The organism is Bacillus sp. SA1-12, assembly GCF_000981385.1.
GTDB lineage: Bacteria > Bacillota > Bacilli > Bacillales > Bacillaceae > Metabacillus.
Genome location: NZ_LATZ01000015.1, coordinates 68,562 through 86,318, shown reverse-complemented (window position 1 = coordinate 86,318; position 17,757 = coordinate 68,562). Strand labels below are relative to the sequence as shown.

At 38.0% G+C, this 17,757-nt stretch carries 11 protein-coding genes; 6 read left to right on the top strand and 5 right to left on the bottom strand.

All coding sequences use genetic code 11. The features are described from left to right. Window positions 1–67: 67 nt before the first annotated feature. The 4 genes from WQ54_RS11235 to WQ54_RS11220 all read right to left on the bottom strand — a co-directional run bounded on the left by WQ54_RS11235 (window position 68) and on the right by WQ54_RS11220 (window position 4,840). Window positions 68–1,543, bottom strand: coding sequence for a sodium:alanine symporter family protein (locus WQ54_RS11235; RefSeq protein ID WP_046516391.1), 1,476 nt, complete (start codon window positions 1,541–1,543; stop codon window positions 68–70). Between the two features lie 137 nt (window positions 1,544–1,680). Beyond that, entirely contained in the window at window positions 1,681–2,634 is a 954-nt protein-coding gene (locus WQ54_RS11230; RefSeq protein ID WP_046516388.1) for a proline racemase family protein, read from the bottom strand. Then, window positions 2,631–3,668 (bottom strand): proline racemase family protein, encoded by a 1,038-nt coding sequence (locus WQ54_RS11225; protein ID WP_046516385.1) that lies wholly within the window; start codon window positions 3,666–3,668, stop codon window positions 2,631–2,633. Before WQ54_RS11225 ends, WQ54_RS11230 begins: the two co-directional genes overlap by 4 nt. Then, on the bottom strand, window positions 3,665–4,840 hold the full coding sequence (locus tag WQ54_RS11220; protein ID WP_046516382.1) for an FAD-binding oxidoreductase: 1,176 nt from the start codon (window positions 4,838–4,840) through the stop codon (window positions 3,665–3,667). The genes WQ54_RS11225 and WQ54_RS11220 overlap by 4 nt, the downstream gene beginning before the upstream one ends. Window positions 4,841–5,206: 366 nt before the next feature. On the opposite strand from WQ54_RS11220, the gene WQ54_RS11215 reads away from it, so the two are divergent. The 6 genes from WQ54_RS11215 to WQ54_RS11190 all read left to right on the top strand — a co-directional run bounded on the left by WQ54_RS11215 (window position 5,207) and on the right by WQ54_RS11190 (window position 12,348). Beyond that, window positions 5,207–6,880: a sigma-54-dependent Fis family transcriptional regulator gene (locus tag WQ54_RS11215; RefSeq protein ID WP_046516380.1), complete on the top strand. Its 1,674-nt coding sequence runs from the start codon at window positions 5,207–5,209 to the stop codon at window positions 6,878–6,880. A gap of 72 nt (window positions 6,881–6,952) precedes the next feature. Continuing rightward, window positions 6,953–7,228: a (2Fe-2S)-binding protein gene (locus WQ54_RS11210; protein ID WP_046516377.1), complete on the top strand. Its 276-nt coding sequence runs from the start codon at window positions 6,953–6,955 to the stop codon at window positions 7,226–7,228. Beyond that, window positions 7,221–7,553: a (2Fe-2S)-binding protein gene (locus WQ54_RS11205; RefSeq protein WP_046516374.1), complete on the top strand. Its 333-nt coding sequence runs from the start codon at window positions 7,221–7,223 to the stop codon at window positions 7,551–7,553. The genes WQ54_RS11210 and WQ54_RS11205 overlap by 8 nt, the downstream gene beginning before the upstream one ends. Next, window positions 7,550–8,794, top strand: coding sequence for an NAD(P)/FAD-dependent oxidoreductase (locus WQ54_RS11200; RefSeq protein ID WP_046516371.1), 1,245 nt, complete (start codon window positions 7,550–7,552; stop codon window positions 8,792–8,794). Before WQ54_RS11205 ends, WQ54_RS11200 begins: the two co-directional genes overlap by 4 nt. A gap of 1,123 nt (window positions 8,795–9,917) precedes the next feature. After that, window positions 9,918–10,799: a 4-hydroxy-tetrahydrodipicolinate synthase gene (gene dapA, locus WQ54_RS11195; protein ID WP_046516367.1), complete on the top strand. Its 882-nt coding sequence runs from the start codon at window positions 9,918–9,920 to the stop codon at window positions 10,797–10,799. A gap of 94 nt (window positions 10,800–10,893) precedes the next feature. Continuing rightward, complete coding sequence (locus tag WQ54_RS11190) at window positions 10,894–12,348, top strand: aldehyde dehydrogenase family protein (RefSeq protein ID WP_231597502.1); 1,455 nt, start codon at window positions 10,894–10,896, stop codon at window positions 12,346–12,348. A 403-nt stretch (window positions 12,349–12,751) separates the two neighbouring features. On the opposite strand, the gene WQ54_RS11185 is transcribed toward WQ54_RS11190, so the two are convergent. Then, on the bottom strand, window positions 12,752–17,539 hold the full coding sequence (locus tag WQ54_RS11185; RefSeq protein ID WP_052737755.1) for a DUF5695 domain-containing protein: 4,788 nt from the start codon (window positions 17,537–17,539) through the stop codon (window positions 12,752–12,754). Between the last annotated feature and the right edge of the window lie 218 nt (window positions 17,540–17,757).

The following is a 17,757-nucleotide window of genomic DNA, read 5'->3' as shown; positions in this document are numbered from 1 at the left end:
TATTTTTTAGAATAAATACTTTAATCGAAAGAAATGAATGTTTTTGTATCAGAAAGAATTTTGTACCTTAACTGATATTTACTTTGTCATTAGAACCATCCTTTTCCATCTCTTTGCATTTTTCTTCCCAGAAGTCAGCACCAATTATTCCTGCTTTAGTTGGATTGAAAATCGGGTCTTTACCTGCTTTTTTCTGAATCTCATAATCTTTTAATACTTTTAAGGTTGGTTTTGTCAGAAGTAAAATCGCAACAAGATTAAGCCAAGCCATACTTCCTATACCCAAATCTCCTAGAGCCCATAATAAAGATGCTGATTCGACACTTCCGGTATACACCATAACTAAAAATACAAGTTTCAGAACTGTTTTCAACCACTGCATCTTTAGTTTTTTATCAAGATAAACAAAAGTCGTTTCTGCAATATAATAATAGGCCATCAGGGTGGTGAACGCGAAAAAGAAGATGGCTATGGAAACAAACATCGAACCAAACCCTGGTAATACAGTTTCTACCGCTTCCTGAGTATAGATTGGTCCAGCTTCAATATTTCCCATTGTTTCAACAATTGGTTCTTTCCCCTCTGGAGTGACACTATACATGCCCGTTACAAGAATCATAAGGGCGGTCGCCGTACATACAACAAGCGTATCAATATAGACCGAAAAGGCTTGGACTAATCCTTGCTTAGCGGGATGAGAAACTTCAGCTGCAGCAGAACTATACGTTCCTTCACCAACACCCGCAACGTTTGAAAATACTGCTCTCTTAACCCCCCAGGCAACCGCTGCACCGACAATTCCTCCGAATGCCTCATTCACACCGAATGCACTTGAGAAGATAAGGGAGAACATAGCAGGAACTTCCGTCATATTCGCAAATAATATGATGAAGGTAACGACCACATATCCTAATGCCATAAAAGGCACTATTTTTTCCGCAACATTTGCAATTCGTTTCACACCACCAAAAATAATCATTGCAAGCAAGACAACTAATAAAACTCCTGTAATGCCCTTACTTATACCAGTTGTATTTTCAAACCCAACTGCAATCGTGCTAGATTGTATGCCGGGTAATAAAAATCCATAGGAAATTGTGACAACAATAGCCACCAAAGCAGCGAACCACTTTATCTTTAATCCTTTTTCAATAAAGTAAGGTGTACCTCCCCGGTATTCATTTCCTACTTTGCTTTTATAAACTTGGGCAAGAGTGGATTCTACAAAGGCACTGGCTCCTCCTAATATCGCCATTACCCACATCCAGAAAACTGCCCCTGGGCCTCCAAATGCAATGGCCGTTGCCACTCCTGCGATATTACCAATTCCCACACGTCCTGCCAGAGCCATACAAAAAGCCTGAAAAGATGATACACCTGAATCTGAACTCTTTCCTTCGAAAAGCAATTTAATCATTTCTTTGAAATATCGTATTTGTAGAAAGCGAGTGACAATCGAGAAAAATACCCCTGCACCCAGTGCAAACATAACTAATCCAATACTCCATACCTGTCCAACTAACCATTCTACTATTTTCTCCATCTAATCCCCCTTAATATAATATTTGGAAAGCGCTTGCAATTATTTGGTGGATTATAGTTTCTGTTTAGAGGCAGATTTTACTTTTAATAACATTAAGGTACCAAAAGCAAAAAATAAAGGAAGCGATTACCTTTCTATTATTTTAACAAGAATCCAGCAGGCAAAGGATCTGTTGGATCTAATACAAATGTCTGCATTCCTGTAATAAAGCCGCGGCATGTTAAAGTAAACTGGTATCCACTCTCTGTTTGTTTCACTGATTGTACTGTCAAACAACTGTCAAAAATACTTTCATTTACGAATGGCGGTTCCATACTCAATCCACCTTTAGAAAGTAAGCTTGTATAACATGCCATCGTCGATCCGAAGCCAGGAGAACGAACAATATAATTGTCCTCACGGAAAGTAATCGTCTTAATTCGCCCTTCTTCTAGATGAGAATCATCCATTAATATTAAACCTTTTACAAGAATGTCGGGCAGGAGAGCCTGAAGGACTGTTTGCCCCCATCTTTTCAATTCAGAAAGTTCCTCAACGCGAATCTCTGCAGAAATATTGCGCTTCTCAAACACTGCATATAATTGATCCACATTCACGAGAGAAAACTGTGCTTTTAAATGTGGATGAGACAATGGGACATTTGTTTCAATTAATTGACATGGTTCACTTTCTATCACAACTGAAACGACTTCATCCCTCTTCATAATTGCGGTAACCGAAATCAAACCACTGATTGTTTCGATTTTATATTCACTTGATGCCTTCGGCTGCAAATGGCCACATTCCAGTAAAGCTGTAATCACAGCAACAATGCCACCGTAAAGAAGAGGAACTGTTCCTTCATGATTGAAAAATAATACTGCGGCATCTGCATCCGGGCTAATCGGCGGAAGGGCTAAACAGCCATTTAAGCCTGCGAACCCGCGCGGTTCATTCAATAAAAGATTGATTTCTTCTGTAAACACTTGCAAAAACTGCTCATTTAACTGTTCTAAATTCTGATAATAAATGAATGGGACACTTTTGATAATTCGGAACGCCTCACCGGCAACGTGTACATCCGTTGTTGAATATACCTTTTGGATCTTCATCTTACGTCCTCCATTTCATGTTCCATCGGGGGGATGAGTAGAAACCCTTCTTTAAGCGGATCTTCTTCGTGGTAAAAGAACCGGTGCATCCCCATCAGCCATGCTGATCCCGTGATTTTAGTAACAACAGCTTCGACACCATTCACATCCGCCGTTTCCAGTACACATCCTTTAAATAGGGATCCAACTATGCTTTCATGAACAAATTCTTCGCCAATTGCAATTTCTTGATTAGCATAGAGTACAGCCAATTTGGCAGAGGTACCCGTTCCGCATGGAGAACGATCGATTCCTCCTGGAGGAACGACAACTGTGTTTTTCACATCTGCTTCTTTATGGGTTGGTTCAGTAAAAAACTCAACATGCGTTAGCCCTCGAATAAATGGATATTGCGGATGAACGATTTCAGTTTTTTCATTAATGGTATTTCTGATGTTAATCGCTTTTTCGATTATGTTAGAAGCATTATCTGGAATTAAATCCAATCCAACCGATTTAGCGTCAATAATTGCGTAAAAATTACCGCCATACGCAATATCAGCATCTACACGCCCAATTCCTTCGACATCAACGGAAACACTTTTTAAAAGAAACGCTGGGATATTACAAAAGGATACTTCTTTTGCTTTTCCATCCTCTACAAAAATCTCCACTGCCACGAGTCCAGCAGGTGTATCCAATTTTATTGAAGTAATAGGCTCTTGAATGGGAATCAACCCCGATTCCACTAGAGCAGTACAGACACCAATAGTGTCATGTCCGCACATTGGCAAATATCCTCCAGTCTCTATGTAAATCACGCCAATATCCGCTTCAGGATCACATGGATCCGTTAATAAAGCGCCAGACATTACATCATGACCACGTGGTTCGTTCATTAAAAGCTTGCGGATCCAGTCATACTCCTTTTTCATATAAAGCATTTTTTCTGACATTGTTTCTCCAACTAATTTTGGGAGACCACTAATCAGCGTCCTCGTTGGATTCCCTCCTGTATGTGTATCAATTGTTGTAAAAATTCTTTGTGCCCTCATCTGCCCAACACCCTTTCTTTAAAACGATTAAAGCTAAGTGGTTCAATAGGAATAGACGTTTCTTTTTCATTAATTAGTTCTTCTATTATTTTCCCTGTTACGGCAGCGAGGCTGATTCCGTCACCTTCATGACCGGCAGCAATATAGTAATTTGGAATTTTGTCAACTCGTGAAACAATTGGTAAATGGTCTTCCGTCCACGGTCGTAACCCTGCATACGAACGAATGACCATCATGTCTGCCATTTTTGGATAAAAGCGAATTGCCCGGTTAGCTATACACTTAATAACTTCATTGTTTACTTTCGTATTGAATCCAACAAATTCCCGACTGCTTCCGATTAAAAAATTTTGGCTTTCTGTTGGTTCAAACACAAGGGCTACTCCGTACTTTTCAGTTAGCGGATCAACGTGACGCTTTCCACCAAACTTGGAAATTAAATAACCAAACTCCATTACTTTTCGAGATCCCACATGCTGCTGTCTTGAAGCAACGATAATATGCCCTTTTCTCGGTTCAATCGGTATTGAAAGACCAAGCATCTCTCCTATTCGAGGAGCCCATACCCCAGCTGCATTGACGACATGATCTGCAGTAAAAACTCCATTTGTCGTCTCTACAATAAATGAACCGCTTCCCACTCTTTTCATTTGTGTTACTTCGGTATGGTTCAAAGCTATAGCCCCTAGTTTTTTTGCTTCCTCAAGAAGTGAAAAAGCTAAGAGATAAGGATTGACAGTGGAATCAGTGGCACATTCCAACCCGCCTAATAAGTCATCTGCAAAAAAAGGAGAATCCTGCCGGATATCTTGTCGATCAAGCATTCGGAATGGTAAACCAGCGGCCTTTTGACGATCAACCCATTTCTGTGCCGCTTCCATTTCCTCGTCCGACTCACAAACAAGGATGCTTCCTGGAGCTCGGTATTCAAAAGGATGCTCCAAGACTCTGCTCAATTCATCCACTAAATTCTGACTAAATAAAGACATCTGACTATCAAAACCAGGATCTTTATCAATCGCCAATATATTGCCGTCACATCGTGAAGATGTGCCACTGACAAATTCCCCTTTTTCAATAATCGTGACGTCTCTTCCGTATTTTGAAGCATAATAAGCTATCGAACATCCAATAATTCCCCCACCAATAACTAAAACGTCACATTGCTTCACATACTATTCCTCCCCTCGATGAATTGGTTTCATCTTTTAATGTGCAATTAGTGTGCCAACTTAGTGAAGTTCCACATTAAGGAATTTTATCTCACTGATGATTCGTGAAAATGGCAAAGACATTGTAAGTAAGACTTTAGAAGAAGTAGCAGTTGCACAAAGAAAAAACGATAACTTTTGGAGAACTTGGCTCTTTTCATTTTTTGTTTCTATAATTAGAAATCCAGGGACAGTTACTCCTGATGAGATTCTTCATTTCTAGATAGTAGGGAATTTTACGTTGTAAAAAAATTTTGAATATTACACAATTAAATGTATAATTTTTTTTACAGTGTTCATAATTTTTTACATTCTGGGAGGATTATCATGGTATTTTCATTACCGTCGGTGAAAGAAATAATAAAACGTTTTCTAATAGAAACACCGTTCGATAAGCATCAAATTGAACAGAAGAACGGTGAATTTTATTATCGTTCAACAGCAAATACACCTGAGGGTCCATGCATGGTTGTAAATGAGGATGATTCTTTCTCTACCTTGATACAGGCGTTTAATGATCATTCCACAGCTGTTATTCTTGATATAAACAATAATCCCGTAGGATGTATAACAGCCGCACAAATGATTCGTTTTCTTCATAACTCTCACAATCAATTAAAAGCATTTTATGAGACTGTCATGAAAACGATAGATACCTCAGTCACGGTCATTGATGATTATGAGCGAGTTTGTACATGGACTGAAGGAGCAGAAAAAATTTTCTCAGTCAACCATCAAGATATAATTGGTCGGCCGATTACCGATTTTTTTGACTATCAAAAACTCGAAATCTTGCAATCACTACATAAAGGGAAAAGTATTGTAGGTCTGCACCATCAGGCTCGGTCTGATTTGTTTGTCTTAATTAACTCTAACCCCGTTTATTTTAATGGCCAGATTATCGGTGCAGTCGTTTCAGAAACGGATGTCACGAATCAAGTCGTACTTAATGAAAAATTATTTAATATGTCCAACGAAGTTCACCGTTTGGAACAGGAAGTAGCAAAGTATAAAGAAACATCTGATCCCTTTAATTTTATTAAAGGAAAAAGTCCTGCCCTTCAAAGAACTGTGCATTTAGCTAGAAAAGTATGTTCTGTTAAATCAACGGTTCTCATACTGGGCGAAAGCGGTGTCGGAAAAGAAGTATTTGCTAAAGCAATTCATGAAGCAAGTGAAAAACAAAACGCACCGTTTATTTCAATTAACTGTGGTGCAATACCAGCCTCTTTATTTGAGAGTGAATTATTTGGGTATGAGCGGGGTGCCTTCTCTGGTGCTGACAGTAAAGGAAAAAAGGGAAAAATAGAACTGGCAAGAGGAGGTACATTATTTCTTGATGAAGTAGGCGAAATGCCGCTCGATATGCAGGTAAAACTTTTACGCGTACTGCAAGAGCGGAAATATTATCGTGTCGGCGGAGAAAAAGAAATCAATATCGACTTTCGTATTATCGCTGCTACAAATCGTAATCTACAAGAGTTAATAAAAGAAGGCCAGTTTCGTGAAGATTTATATTATCGATTGAACGTAGTTACTCTGCACATCCCTCCATTAAGAGAGCGGAAAGAAGATATTATCGAATTAACCCATTATTTTTTAAATGATTTCTCATTGAGCTATCAACGGCCAATTCATGAATTTTCTCCAGAAGTAATAAATGAATTGCTTCGTTATGAATGGCCCGGTAATATTCGTGAACTTCGCAATGTCGTTGAACGGCTTGTCGTATTCGCGACAGATGGCGTAATAAAAAGAGAGTACTTATCCTTTAATACAAACAGTCTCAGCATTGATAACACCCCCGAGATTGCACCTAATATACCTAAAGAAAGGGACTACACTATTTTATCGTTACAAGAAGAAATGGATAAACACGAGAAAAAGGTACTTGAAAGAGCGTTACAGATTTTAGATGGAAATAAACTAGAATGCGCTAAACAACTCGGCATTACAAGAGCCACTTTATACAATCGATTGAAGCGACTTGGCTTAAATTAATCCTCTTCCTCCTTTAAATTGGCATGCTTTTTGCATATTACTTTATGTAAAGAACATGGAGGAGGAATTCAAATGGCTAACAAGGAGAGCATTGTTATTTGTCGTTGCGAAGAAGTTACGTACGGACAACTTCAGTCAACAGCAGATGAACATAAATGCACAGCAAGAGAATTAAAATTAAGAACGAGGGCCGGAATGGGCTTTTGTGGAGGCCGAACGTGCAGGCTTGCATTGGAAAGGATTATTGAAAGTGTCATCCCTAATGTATCACCTGGTGAAATCCCATTAAAATACCAGCCCCCAATTCGACCTGTGACATTTGGAACAGTAGGTGAAAATCATGACTAGAATTATAGATCATCCAGTTTTGGGGAAATTGGAGAATAGTGTACGTATTCCATTTCAATTTGATGGACTTAGATATGAAGCCTATGAAAATGAAACAATCGCAGCTGCTCTTTTGGCAAATGGGATAAGAAAACTGCGTGATCACGAAGACAGCGGGACACCTAGGGGCATTTATTGCAACATCGGCCACTGCTTAGAGTGCCGTGTCACTGTCAATAATCAAGCAAATGTAAGAGCCTGCTTAACAATCGTAGAAAAAGATATGATCGTTGAAAGCGGTAAACAGCATCCGAATATTGTAAGAAGGATGGTAGAAAATCGATGATGGATGTAATTGTGATTGGAGGAGGTCCAGCCGGACTAGCAGGAGCTATTGCCTGTGCGGGCTATGGCCTCAAAGTGACCGTTATTGATGAATTTATAAAGCCAGGCGGCAGATTGCTCGGACAACTCCATCAAGAAACCTCTGGTGAATGGTGGAATGGAATTAAGGAATCAGAACGCCTTCATCAAGAAGCGAAAAAATTATCAGTTGATATCCGTTGCGGTGTATCCGTTTACAACTTAGAAAAAGAAGACCACCTATGGAATGTGCATACAAGCTTAGGTACATTTGAAGCGCCATTTGTTCTAGTAGCCACTGGGGCAGCCGAATACCCTATTCCCCTCCCCGGCTGGACCCTCCCCGGTGTCATGTCGATCGGTGCAGCTCAAGTAATGACAAATGTACATCGTGTCCAAGTCGGTAAAAAAGGGATCATTATCGGTGCGAATATTTTAGCATTTGCCATTTTAAATGAATTACAATTAGCTGGCATAACAGTAGATCGGATTGTACTCCCAGAAAAGAGTGATCTTAGTCAAAAAGCGGCTGAACCTGAGGAAGTCATGAAATCGCTCGTAAATGCTGCTCATCTCGCCCCATCTCGTCTATTACGTATAGGAGGCCGTTTCATGAAAAATGAGTGGACCAGAAAAATCGGTTTGAACTTTTATCCTAAAAACGGTATAAAAGTGAACGGTACCTCTCTCCAACTACGCAAAGCAGCACTCGAAATTATTGGTAAAGATCAGGTCGAAGGAGTTCTTGTTGCCGATATTGATGTTAATGGCAATATTGTTGCCGGATCTGAAACAATTTACGAAGCAGATTTTGTCTGTATTGCAGGCGGCTTGTATCCGCTGGCAGAGCTTGCTGCTGTTGCCGGGTGTCCATTTCAATACTTTCCTGAACTTGGCGGCCATGTGCCCCATCACGCAGAGACGATGGAAACCCCTCTCGAAGGGCTATTTGTAGCTGGTAATATCACCGGTATCGAAAGCGGCAAGATTGCCATGGCCCAGGGAACAACTGCAGGCCTATCGATCGCCAAACATGCCGGAAAAGGATTGGGCACAATTGACCAGCAACTGCAACAAGCAATACAAAATGTCCACACTGTTCGCCAACAAGCCGCAATCCAATTCAATTATGAGATTGATATCGGCCGTAGCAAAATGAAAGATCTTTGGGAAAATCTGTATTCAACTAACAGGATCGAGCAGACCAAAAAGAGGATTGTGTAGTTAATTTAGGAGAGAAGGTTTAGGTGCTAAAAACATTTGATAGAAACATAGAACCTAAATAAATGATCAACGACAGTTTGTGATGTATTGCCAAACACCTTATGTATTAATCCAACTTCACTTGGAACAGGCTTCAATTATGAGTATATTTGCCTTTTTTCATTATATAAATGGCTTTATAGCCACTTAGTATGGAATTCGATCGTTCATACGACTTTGAATCCCAACAACAAAATAATCGTTTCTTAATAAACTACTGATCTTGTTCTAAGATATTATGGAGATCCTTCACTTGTATCATTTGGAACTGACTCATAAGTTTGAATAATGACTGAATTTATATCCTATGTAAATTAACATTGGACTACAAGGTTAGCATGACAGTCCATTTTGCAGGGGGTGACCTAAAAGGAGGTGTTTTCTCCATTTGGGTTACCCCCTTTTTCTTTATCTGCTGAATCGCTACTGCAGAGGCTGGATTCTAATTAACTGTAATAACACGATTTTTTGGATATATAAAAAGATGCTAAGGCTTTTTTAAAAATGCATCGCGACATTAATAAAATAAAATCAAGATGGTGTTGTTTACTCAAACGATTTGTGTTCCTGACCCATCACACCTATTTTTAGAGTTCAACAATATCAAAGTTTAATAAATTTTTTGTATCAAAACTATAATTGGTAACACTAGAACTAGAAAATAGTAATAGTGTTTTCACTCTTGGTTTATATATATCAAAAAAATATACAGTGTATAATTTTTTATACACGTTTCTTTTAAAATTTTTTACATCTTTTTTATTTTCAAAGTTTCTGCTCCAATTCAAAACTAATATTGAGAAAGAATGATATAAGAATCAGTGTCAATTGACTTTAGAGCATTCTTAAAAATCTCTATCTCTTTGTTAATAAAACGGTTTGCTCAAAATGCAGGATAATCATACCTATTTTTTAGATCTCTATATACCCTGCAGGTTTTCTTAAATTCATTATTTGATTGGAATAATCATGCCTTATTTTAAAATCCCAACCTTGTTGGCATAAAATTTGCATTTAAATTAGTAGAATCCATTTTTATATTTTGGATGAATAAAAGAATGAATTTGAAAGGGGAAGAATTAAAATGGCAAAATTTGAAGGTGTACATGTTGCAATAGTTACTCCATTCACAGATTCATATGAAGTAGATTATCAGGGGTTGAATGACCTTTGTAATTGGCTAATCGATGAAGGGGTAGACGGGCTAGTTCCAGCAGGATCCTTAGGTGAATATGCAACGCTTACAGTTGAAGAAAGATCAAAAGTGGTTGAAACAGTTGTAAAGGCAGCTAACAAAAGAGTAAAGGTAATTGTTGGAACGGGAGCTCCTTCTACTAAACAAGCAGTCCAATGGGCACAACATGCCAAAGATGTCGGAGCAGATGCTATCATGGCGCTTCCACCTATTAATTATCGTCCGCTTAGAAATGAAATCATTGTCCATTATGAAGTTTTATCGAATGTTGGGTTGCCTATTATCGCTTACAACAACCCGCTCGATTATCCAACTGACCTTACACCAGAGCTATTGAAAGAAATCTCAAAATTTGAAAATGTAGTAGGTGTAAAAGAGTTTTCCGGTGATATTCGTCGTGTTCATAAAATTTTAGAGGAAACAGATCTTGAAGTTTTAATCGGTGTTGATAACCTTGCCATGGAAGGACCTCTTTGCGGTGCAACCGGATGGATTGCAGGTGTACCGAATGCCCTTCCACGTGAGAGTATAGAGCTTTTCCGTTTGTCTAGAGAAGGAAAAGTAAAAGAGGCAACTGAATTGTATCGTCGTTTACTTCCATTGTTTGATTTAGATGCTAAACCTCAGCTCGTTCAATCAATCAAATATATGATGGAATTGGCAGGACAGCCAGTTGGACCTACCCGTCCACCTAGACTTCCTCTAAGTTCTGATGATTATGATCATATCAAAAAGGCATTTAATCGAGCTGTGCAAAAAGTAACTCAATAAAACGTTAGTTAGTCTTTGGAGAGGAGAAGGAACCCCCTCCTCTCGCACTTTTTTCTTTTCTCCGATACTAATTTCATAGGAAGGTGTAGTTAGTTTGATTACAAAAACAAATTTAGTTACTAGAAATTTTGCAGGTGGAAAGTGGCAGGAACTCCAGGGTCCTAGCAAAATTGTATATAATCCATCTAATATTAATGAAAAAGTTGGTGATATGTATTTTTCTACACCTGAGCAAGTTCTACATGCTGTTTCAGAGGCACATTCCGGATTTAATACATGGAGAAAACAAACTGGTATAGAACGAGCTAATTACTTATACAAAATGGCTGATGAGTTAGAAAAAGCTAAAGAGGAAATTGCCAATCTAGCTAGTCGGGAGATGGGAAAACCCATTAGTGAAATGCTGGGAGAGGTTATCCGGGGAGTAAATTTATTACGCTATTATGCAGCCGAAGGAGTACGGTCTAATGGACAGTTAGTCCCAGCAAGTGACCAACATGTATTACAATATTCTAAACGAGTTCCTCTTGGGGTTGTCGCAATTATCACCCCGTGGAACTTTCCGGTTGCCATTCCCATCTGGAAAATAGCTCCTGCACTTATTTGCGGGAATTCTGTGGTATGGAAGCCAGCTGAAAATTCTGCATTTACAGCTACTCGTTTAATGGAAATTTTTCAAAAAGCAGATCTTCCAAAAGGTGTTCTTAATCTCGTCATTGGTAAAGGCCGGGTAATAGGAAATACATTGTTAGAAAAAGGAGATATAAACGCTGTCAGCTTTACAGGTTCTACATTAACGGGAACGCATATTGCCTCTTTATGCGCCAAACGAAATATAAAATTTCAAACGGAGATGGGCGGAAAAAATGCAGCAGTCATTTTGAAGGATGCTGACTTAGAGAAGACCATTCCAATGATATTGAGCGGTGCATTTCGTTCCGCTGGACAAAAGTGTACTGCGACCAGCCGAATTATTGTTGAAAAGGATATATATCCAAACTTTATCATTGCTTTACGAGAAGCTATGTCAACTATTATTGTGAAAGATGCTTTAGATACTGATACCTATTTAGGTCCTGTAGCGTCTAAATCTCAGTACGAAACTATTTCTGAGTATGTAGATTTAGCCCGTAAAGAAGCTGAAGTAATCGCTGAAGGAAAGCTCGAAACAATAAATGAAGGCTATTATATCCGTCCAATAGTTGTAAGTGGTGTAGGACCTCAGCATAAACTTTTTAAAGAAGAAATATTCGGCCCAATTGCTGTCGTCCTTCAAGCAGAAGACTTTTATGAAGCGGTAGAGCTATGCAATCAATCTGAATTTGGTCTAAGCGCCTCTATTTTTACAAACAATATGGAAAAAGCATTACTATTTTTAGAAACAGCGGAAGTCGGAATGGTACGAGTCAACCAAGAAACTTCTGGAGTTGAATACCAAGCACCATTTGGCGGCATGAAATGGTCGAGTTCCCACACTAGAGAACAAGGGCAATCAGCTTTGGATTTTTATTCACAAGTAAAAACTTGTGCAATCAAATATTCTTTTTAATTTTTTTAACAACATTTACAAAAGATTATAAATAATCCAATTCTTGATTGTATTGAAAAATTTTGAGGAGATATTAAAGCCTATATTGCCAATTCAATTACAGTTTATGATGGGATACAAAACAATTTAAGTAAGAATTTCAACCATTTTGAGCAGACTTTACCAACATGTAAAGTCTGCTCAAAATCTAGGTCTTTTGTGTAAAATCGGTAACAATATCTAATACTTGTTTTCCTGTTTGTTCAAAAAGATAGACAGATGCCTCCTTTTTCCTGCTGTATTCACAGAATTCCCCCATTTAAATCCTTTTTACTATTTTATCGTCTTAAACAGAAACAATAAAAAACCTTCTGAGCTAATTACTATCTACTCAGAAGGTTTTTTATTAAGCTAAGCTTACTGCTTATTCAACTGTTACTGTTGCTGTAACCTCTAATCTAGTTCCATCTAGTCTTCCCTTTACTGTGAACTCACCAGGTTGAGCATATTTTATAGGTTCCATTTCATCCCATTTAACAAAGGCAGTACCTTCTTCTCCATTTTCATAGGTGACCGATACTTTTAGAGGTAGTTCTGGAGCCGTTCCAGCTTTTGTTGTCACTTTTACAGGGCTTACATTGACAATATCTTTTGCTTCATATAATGCCCTGACTTGTTTTTCTGTCATTGCTCCATTATAGATACGGAAATCATCTAAAGATGCATGTAATTGAGCACCATTTCCATATCCGGAAACACCTATCTTCTTTGCTTGTGTGTTTGCCGTAATTTTATCTGGTGTACCGCCAAATCCTAGTGCCTGTTTTACACCATTTTTATAAATAGCTGCTTCGTTGGTATCAGAGTTAAATGTCGCAACGACATGTGTCCACTCATTTAACGGTAAAAATTGATTAGGATTTTCCCGGACAAAAAACGATGAAGTTCCATCAACTATGACAATACTTGAATCTCCGTTATAGGTGATAAAGAGACCATTACCTGCCCAGTTTCCTTCTGGCTTGAACCACATCAGCATATTTTCGCTTGTAAATTGTTCAGTACGCTTAATCCAGTATGAAACAGTAATATTTGATGGAATTAATTCCTCACTCTGTCCCATATCAACGTAATTTCCACCATTTCCAGCAAAGTTAAGTGATTCACCTTTATAACCATTCAATATAGGTGTTACATTTCCTACAATGGTTCCATTATGATTTTTACCGGATAAATCTGGAATCGTTGTTCCATTCAGATTATCAAAGGTTAGTCGGGAAACTAATTCCGGAAATGGTTTTATATCTAAAACAACGGTTACATTAGCTTGGGATTTTATTTCCGTTCCTTCTACAGTACCTTCTACAACGAATGAACCTTCACCAGCATACTGTTCCGGTCTAATTTCATCCCAAGTTACCGGCAATTTTATTTCATATCCATCCTCAAATCTGCCTGTAACTGTGTCAGGAAGTTTAGGAACTTCTTCAATAGATGTTGTAATTTCTACCTGATCAATTGATACCAATGCATCTAAAGGCAGAGTGGATAGTTCCTTTATCTCTTCCGTATTAAGAGCTCTGCTGTAGATAACAAAATGATCTAATTCTCCTTTAAATTTATCACCATACTTGGAGCGCCCAATATAATTGGATAATGTCTTACCAAGATCAGCTGGGTTAAATGTCATTTTCTCATTTCTTCCGACTTCTTTACCATCCACATAAAGGATACCAGTGTTCCCGGAAAGTGTTACTGCAACATATTTCCACTGGTTCACAGGAATTTGCGCTGAAGCATTTATACTTTGTTCATTACCATCAGAATGAATCGTATACCTCAGTGAATTGCCTCCCTCTCTCACAGAAAGGAACATATTGTTATCAATATCATTTCCGAAATCAAAAATACTTTGATTCTGCATTGTATCACTCGCTTTAATCCAAGTAGCAACAGTAATATCTTCAACGCCTCTTACAATGCCTTCTGGCAGTTTGACAAATCCATTTGTCCCGTTCAATTTTATAGAATTGTCAAATAATCCCCGCTGCCAGTCAAACCCGCCTTTTGCCACTGCATCCATACCATTTTCTGAGGAATCTGTTACTGTTTCTCCTTCATTTGCATTAAATTCATATTTAGCTACTACTTCAGGTACTGGCTGTACTGGAAGAACATTTGTTAAAACAGCAGCAGAACCAGAGAATTCTCCATCACTCACAGTTAATTTAAAAACATATTTTCCTGGTTTGGATACATCCACATTTGTTACTAATCCATTTTTGTCGCTAAATTCAACTGTTGCACCAGCTGGACCTTTTTCTAATTTCCAAGTTGCTTCTAAAGAATTATTAGGGAGACCATCATCCGTTACTTTTCCAACTAATTGGAATGAATCTGGAAGGGTCACTTCACTAACCTTTTCAACTTTTACCTCTGGCGCTTTATTGGGATAAGATGCCTTTTTTATCAATTCCACTTCATATGTTTCTTTTTTGCCGACTTTTACTGTAAAGGATGTTTCATTTTTAATAGTATTGATTCTATCAACAACTTCACCATTTACAACAACATCGTAACTTCCAGCTTTTAAGCCAGTAAGTTTAACTTCTGTTTCATGTTTAGTACCAGGAGTTACATTTCTAAGTGCAAACTTAAGATACTCCTTCTTTGAAGAAACAGTGGCTGTGTCAAATTTATCTCTTTGAAGTTCCATGCCAAATTTCTCAGTAATCAGATTTAACCGTTGGGAAACACCATCTTTTGGAACGACAACATAGTTTCCGGATTCTTTTGTCACTGTTCCTCCATAAGCCATTAATCCAAATAGCGGATCATTGGATACATCAACACTTAAGATTTTAATAGCGCCCCATAATCCAAGATCAGCCTCACCACTCATGGTTCTCCATCCGTTTAATAAAGGTCCGCCGCCATGTCCAAGTGCATTATGGTTTCCTAATTCTGATTGATAAGACCAGGAAACAGCACCAATATTATCAGGATGGCTATCAATTTGCCCTGAGTTAATATGGCTGACATTCGCAATTTTTCCTGCCCAATTTAGCCGTTGGGCGATCTCTGGCTGATCAGAATGATTTCGAGTCCAGTCATCCATTGTATAACCAGCCAACGAAGCCGTATATTGACCGTTCCACCAATTTTCACCCGTAATCGTTACAGGAATGGAGTAATAATACCAAGCAGGCATCCATCCGCGGGCAAAGCGGGTTTTTTGATTAATTTGCTCCATAATGCTTGTTTCACCAAACATCTTGGCGAGCATGTAAACTGCTTCTTCACCGGTATTATCATAATTATATTCGGAACCGTATGGATATTTCTGGTTCTTAAGGTTTTCAAATTTTTCTGCCATTTTATTCTTAATATCTTTCGCTTCATTATAGTAACCTTCATCCTCAAGAGCCTGGATCATTTCTGGAGTTGTTAATTCACCCATAACACCTGTACCCCAGTTATAGGCAACCGGTCCTTCATACATTGTTTTGAACATATTATAGGCTCTTATTAAATATGTTTCGGGTTCTTCTATATAATCCACAAGGTTTGGATATAGTTTAGCGATTTTATACATACTAAAATACGTATTATAAATATGTGGATATGCATAGCCGCGATATTCAGGAGTGGTATTCGGTTCAGGCATTAAAAAGTCATGAATGATATAATCCTCTTGATGGTCTTTCATCAAGCTGTTCCAAATGGCAACATCCAGATATTGATCAACTGCAACAATCTCTTCTGCTACTGGGGTTTGTACGTTCTTTTCAGCCAGGAATTGCGACTTTGTATATCCCCAATCATCGCCCCAGCCCCAGTAACCATTGAATGTTCCTTTTTTGGACCTGGTGTGCATCATCCAGTCGTCAAATACTTTATCGTAGATTTTACCTGGAGCATCCCACTGCGTTTTCTCAACCATAAAAGTGGAGTGTCTTTGCAGGGCATCTGCAATCGGTTCAATGACATAAAATTGCAAGACCACTTTTTCGCCATTTCCATAGTTTACGGTAATATCATTTGGTCCCAGTTTGTTAAATGATGCTTTGTAAATATGATAATCACCATCTTTTTCTGTGACAAACTCCACCTTCGTTTCATCAGGAAATTCACTCGTAACCGATGTAATCGCTTTAGAAGTTCTTAGTGCAAACTGTGCTTCAGTTTCTGTCGGGACAGTCATGCTAGGAACAACGGTTACATCGATTAGTCCATGTTGATAAAGTTTTTCTTTTAGATCTTTTTCCCCCGATACCCGGATAAATTTAAATCCATATGTTTTACTTTCTCCTGGATCTAAGAATAAGCTTGTATTCTTGAGATATCCTTTGTTTGTCTTTTTAATATGATTGGAATGAATATAATAAACATTTAGCCCTTTAATCCAACGGGCATCATTGTTCGCCCATAAATTTTCAGGAGCATTACCGTGATCTTCAGATTTCCAACGGTCTTGATATTCGAAACCTGCACCAGTTTCACTATCTGGTATTAACATTAATGAATCTCCGCTGCCGTTAGGACGGCCGATAGAAACAAATGAGCTGTTGTTTCCAATAAATGATTTTGTCAACACTCTCTCTTCGTAGGTGCTGACTAATCCTTGTGCCGTAACCCACTGCTCATGAAATGGTAAAGGTAATCCCAGATCTCCAATTTCTATTTTTTTATCACTTGTATTGGTAACTTCAATTGTCCAATATACGTAGTCCTCAATCAATTCAAATTTCTCAACTACTTTAAAGCCGCGTATTCCTTTTTCATTAGAAGAATTACCATCATATGTAACCGTGATAACGTTATTATTTTGTTCGATTTTTCTAATATCTTGAGATAAGCTTGTCCATGCTTCTTTCCAAGATTCCCCTTCACCAAATCGATAAGCAAACATTACCTGCCCAGCCCAAAGATCTAATCCTGTTGGATTGAGGAATTTAGAATTTTGGCTATTCATAAAGTATTCTGTATCAAATATATCATTTGGTAATTTTAAAGAAAAAATTTCTCCTTTATTTCCAATTTCCACCCTGTATTTTTCATTTTCGAGTGTTAAATTATTTTCTGCGAACGCATATGGAAAATTTGTCAAGAATGGTTGAAAAACAAATAAAAACGCAATTAAACAAACTAGTAATTTACTACTCTTTGATTTAAATGTACGTGATCGACTACCATTCCTTAATAATTTCATTTAGATAAATCCCCTCCATTCCACTTACTAAAATTAAGATTTAAGACCGTGTATTAACTATACTTTCATGTTATTGCTTGAAGTAAACGAAACAAAATTCCTTAAATATAACACTAATACACAAATTTCTCCTTTCATTTATCACCTCCTTAAATAGGTATGGCTGCATACTAATTCAATTACACCTACTCCATGTATTTACCTATCTACTATAAGAT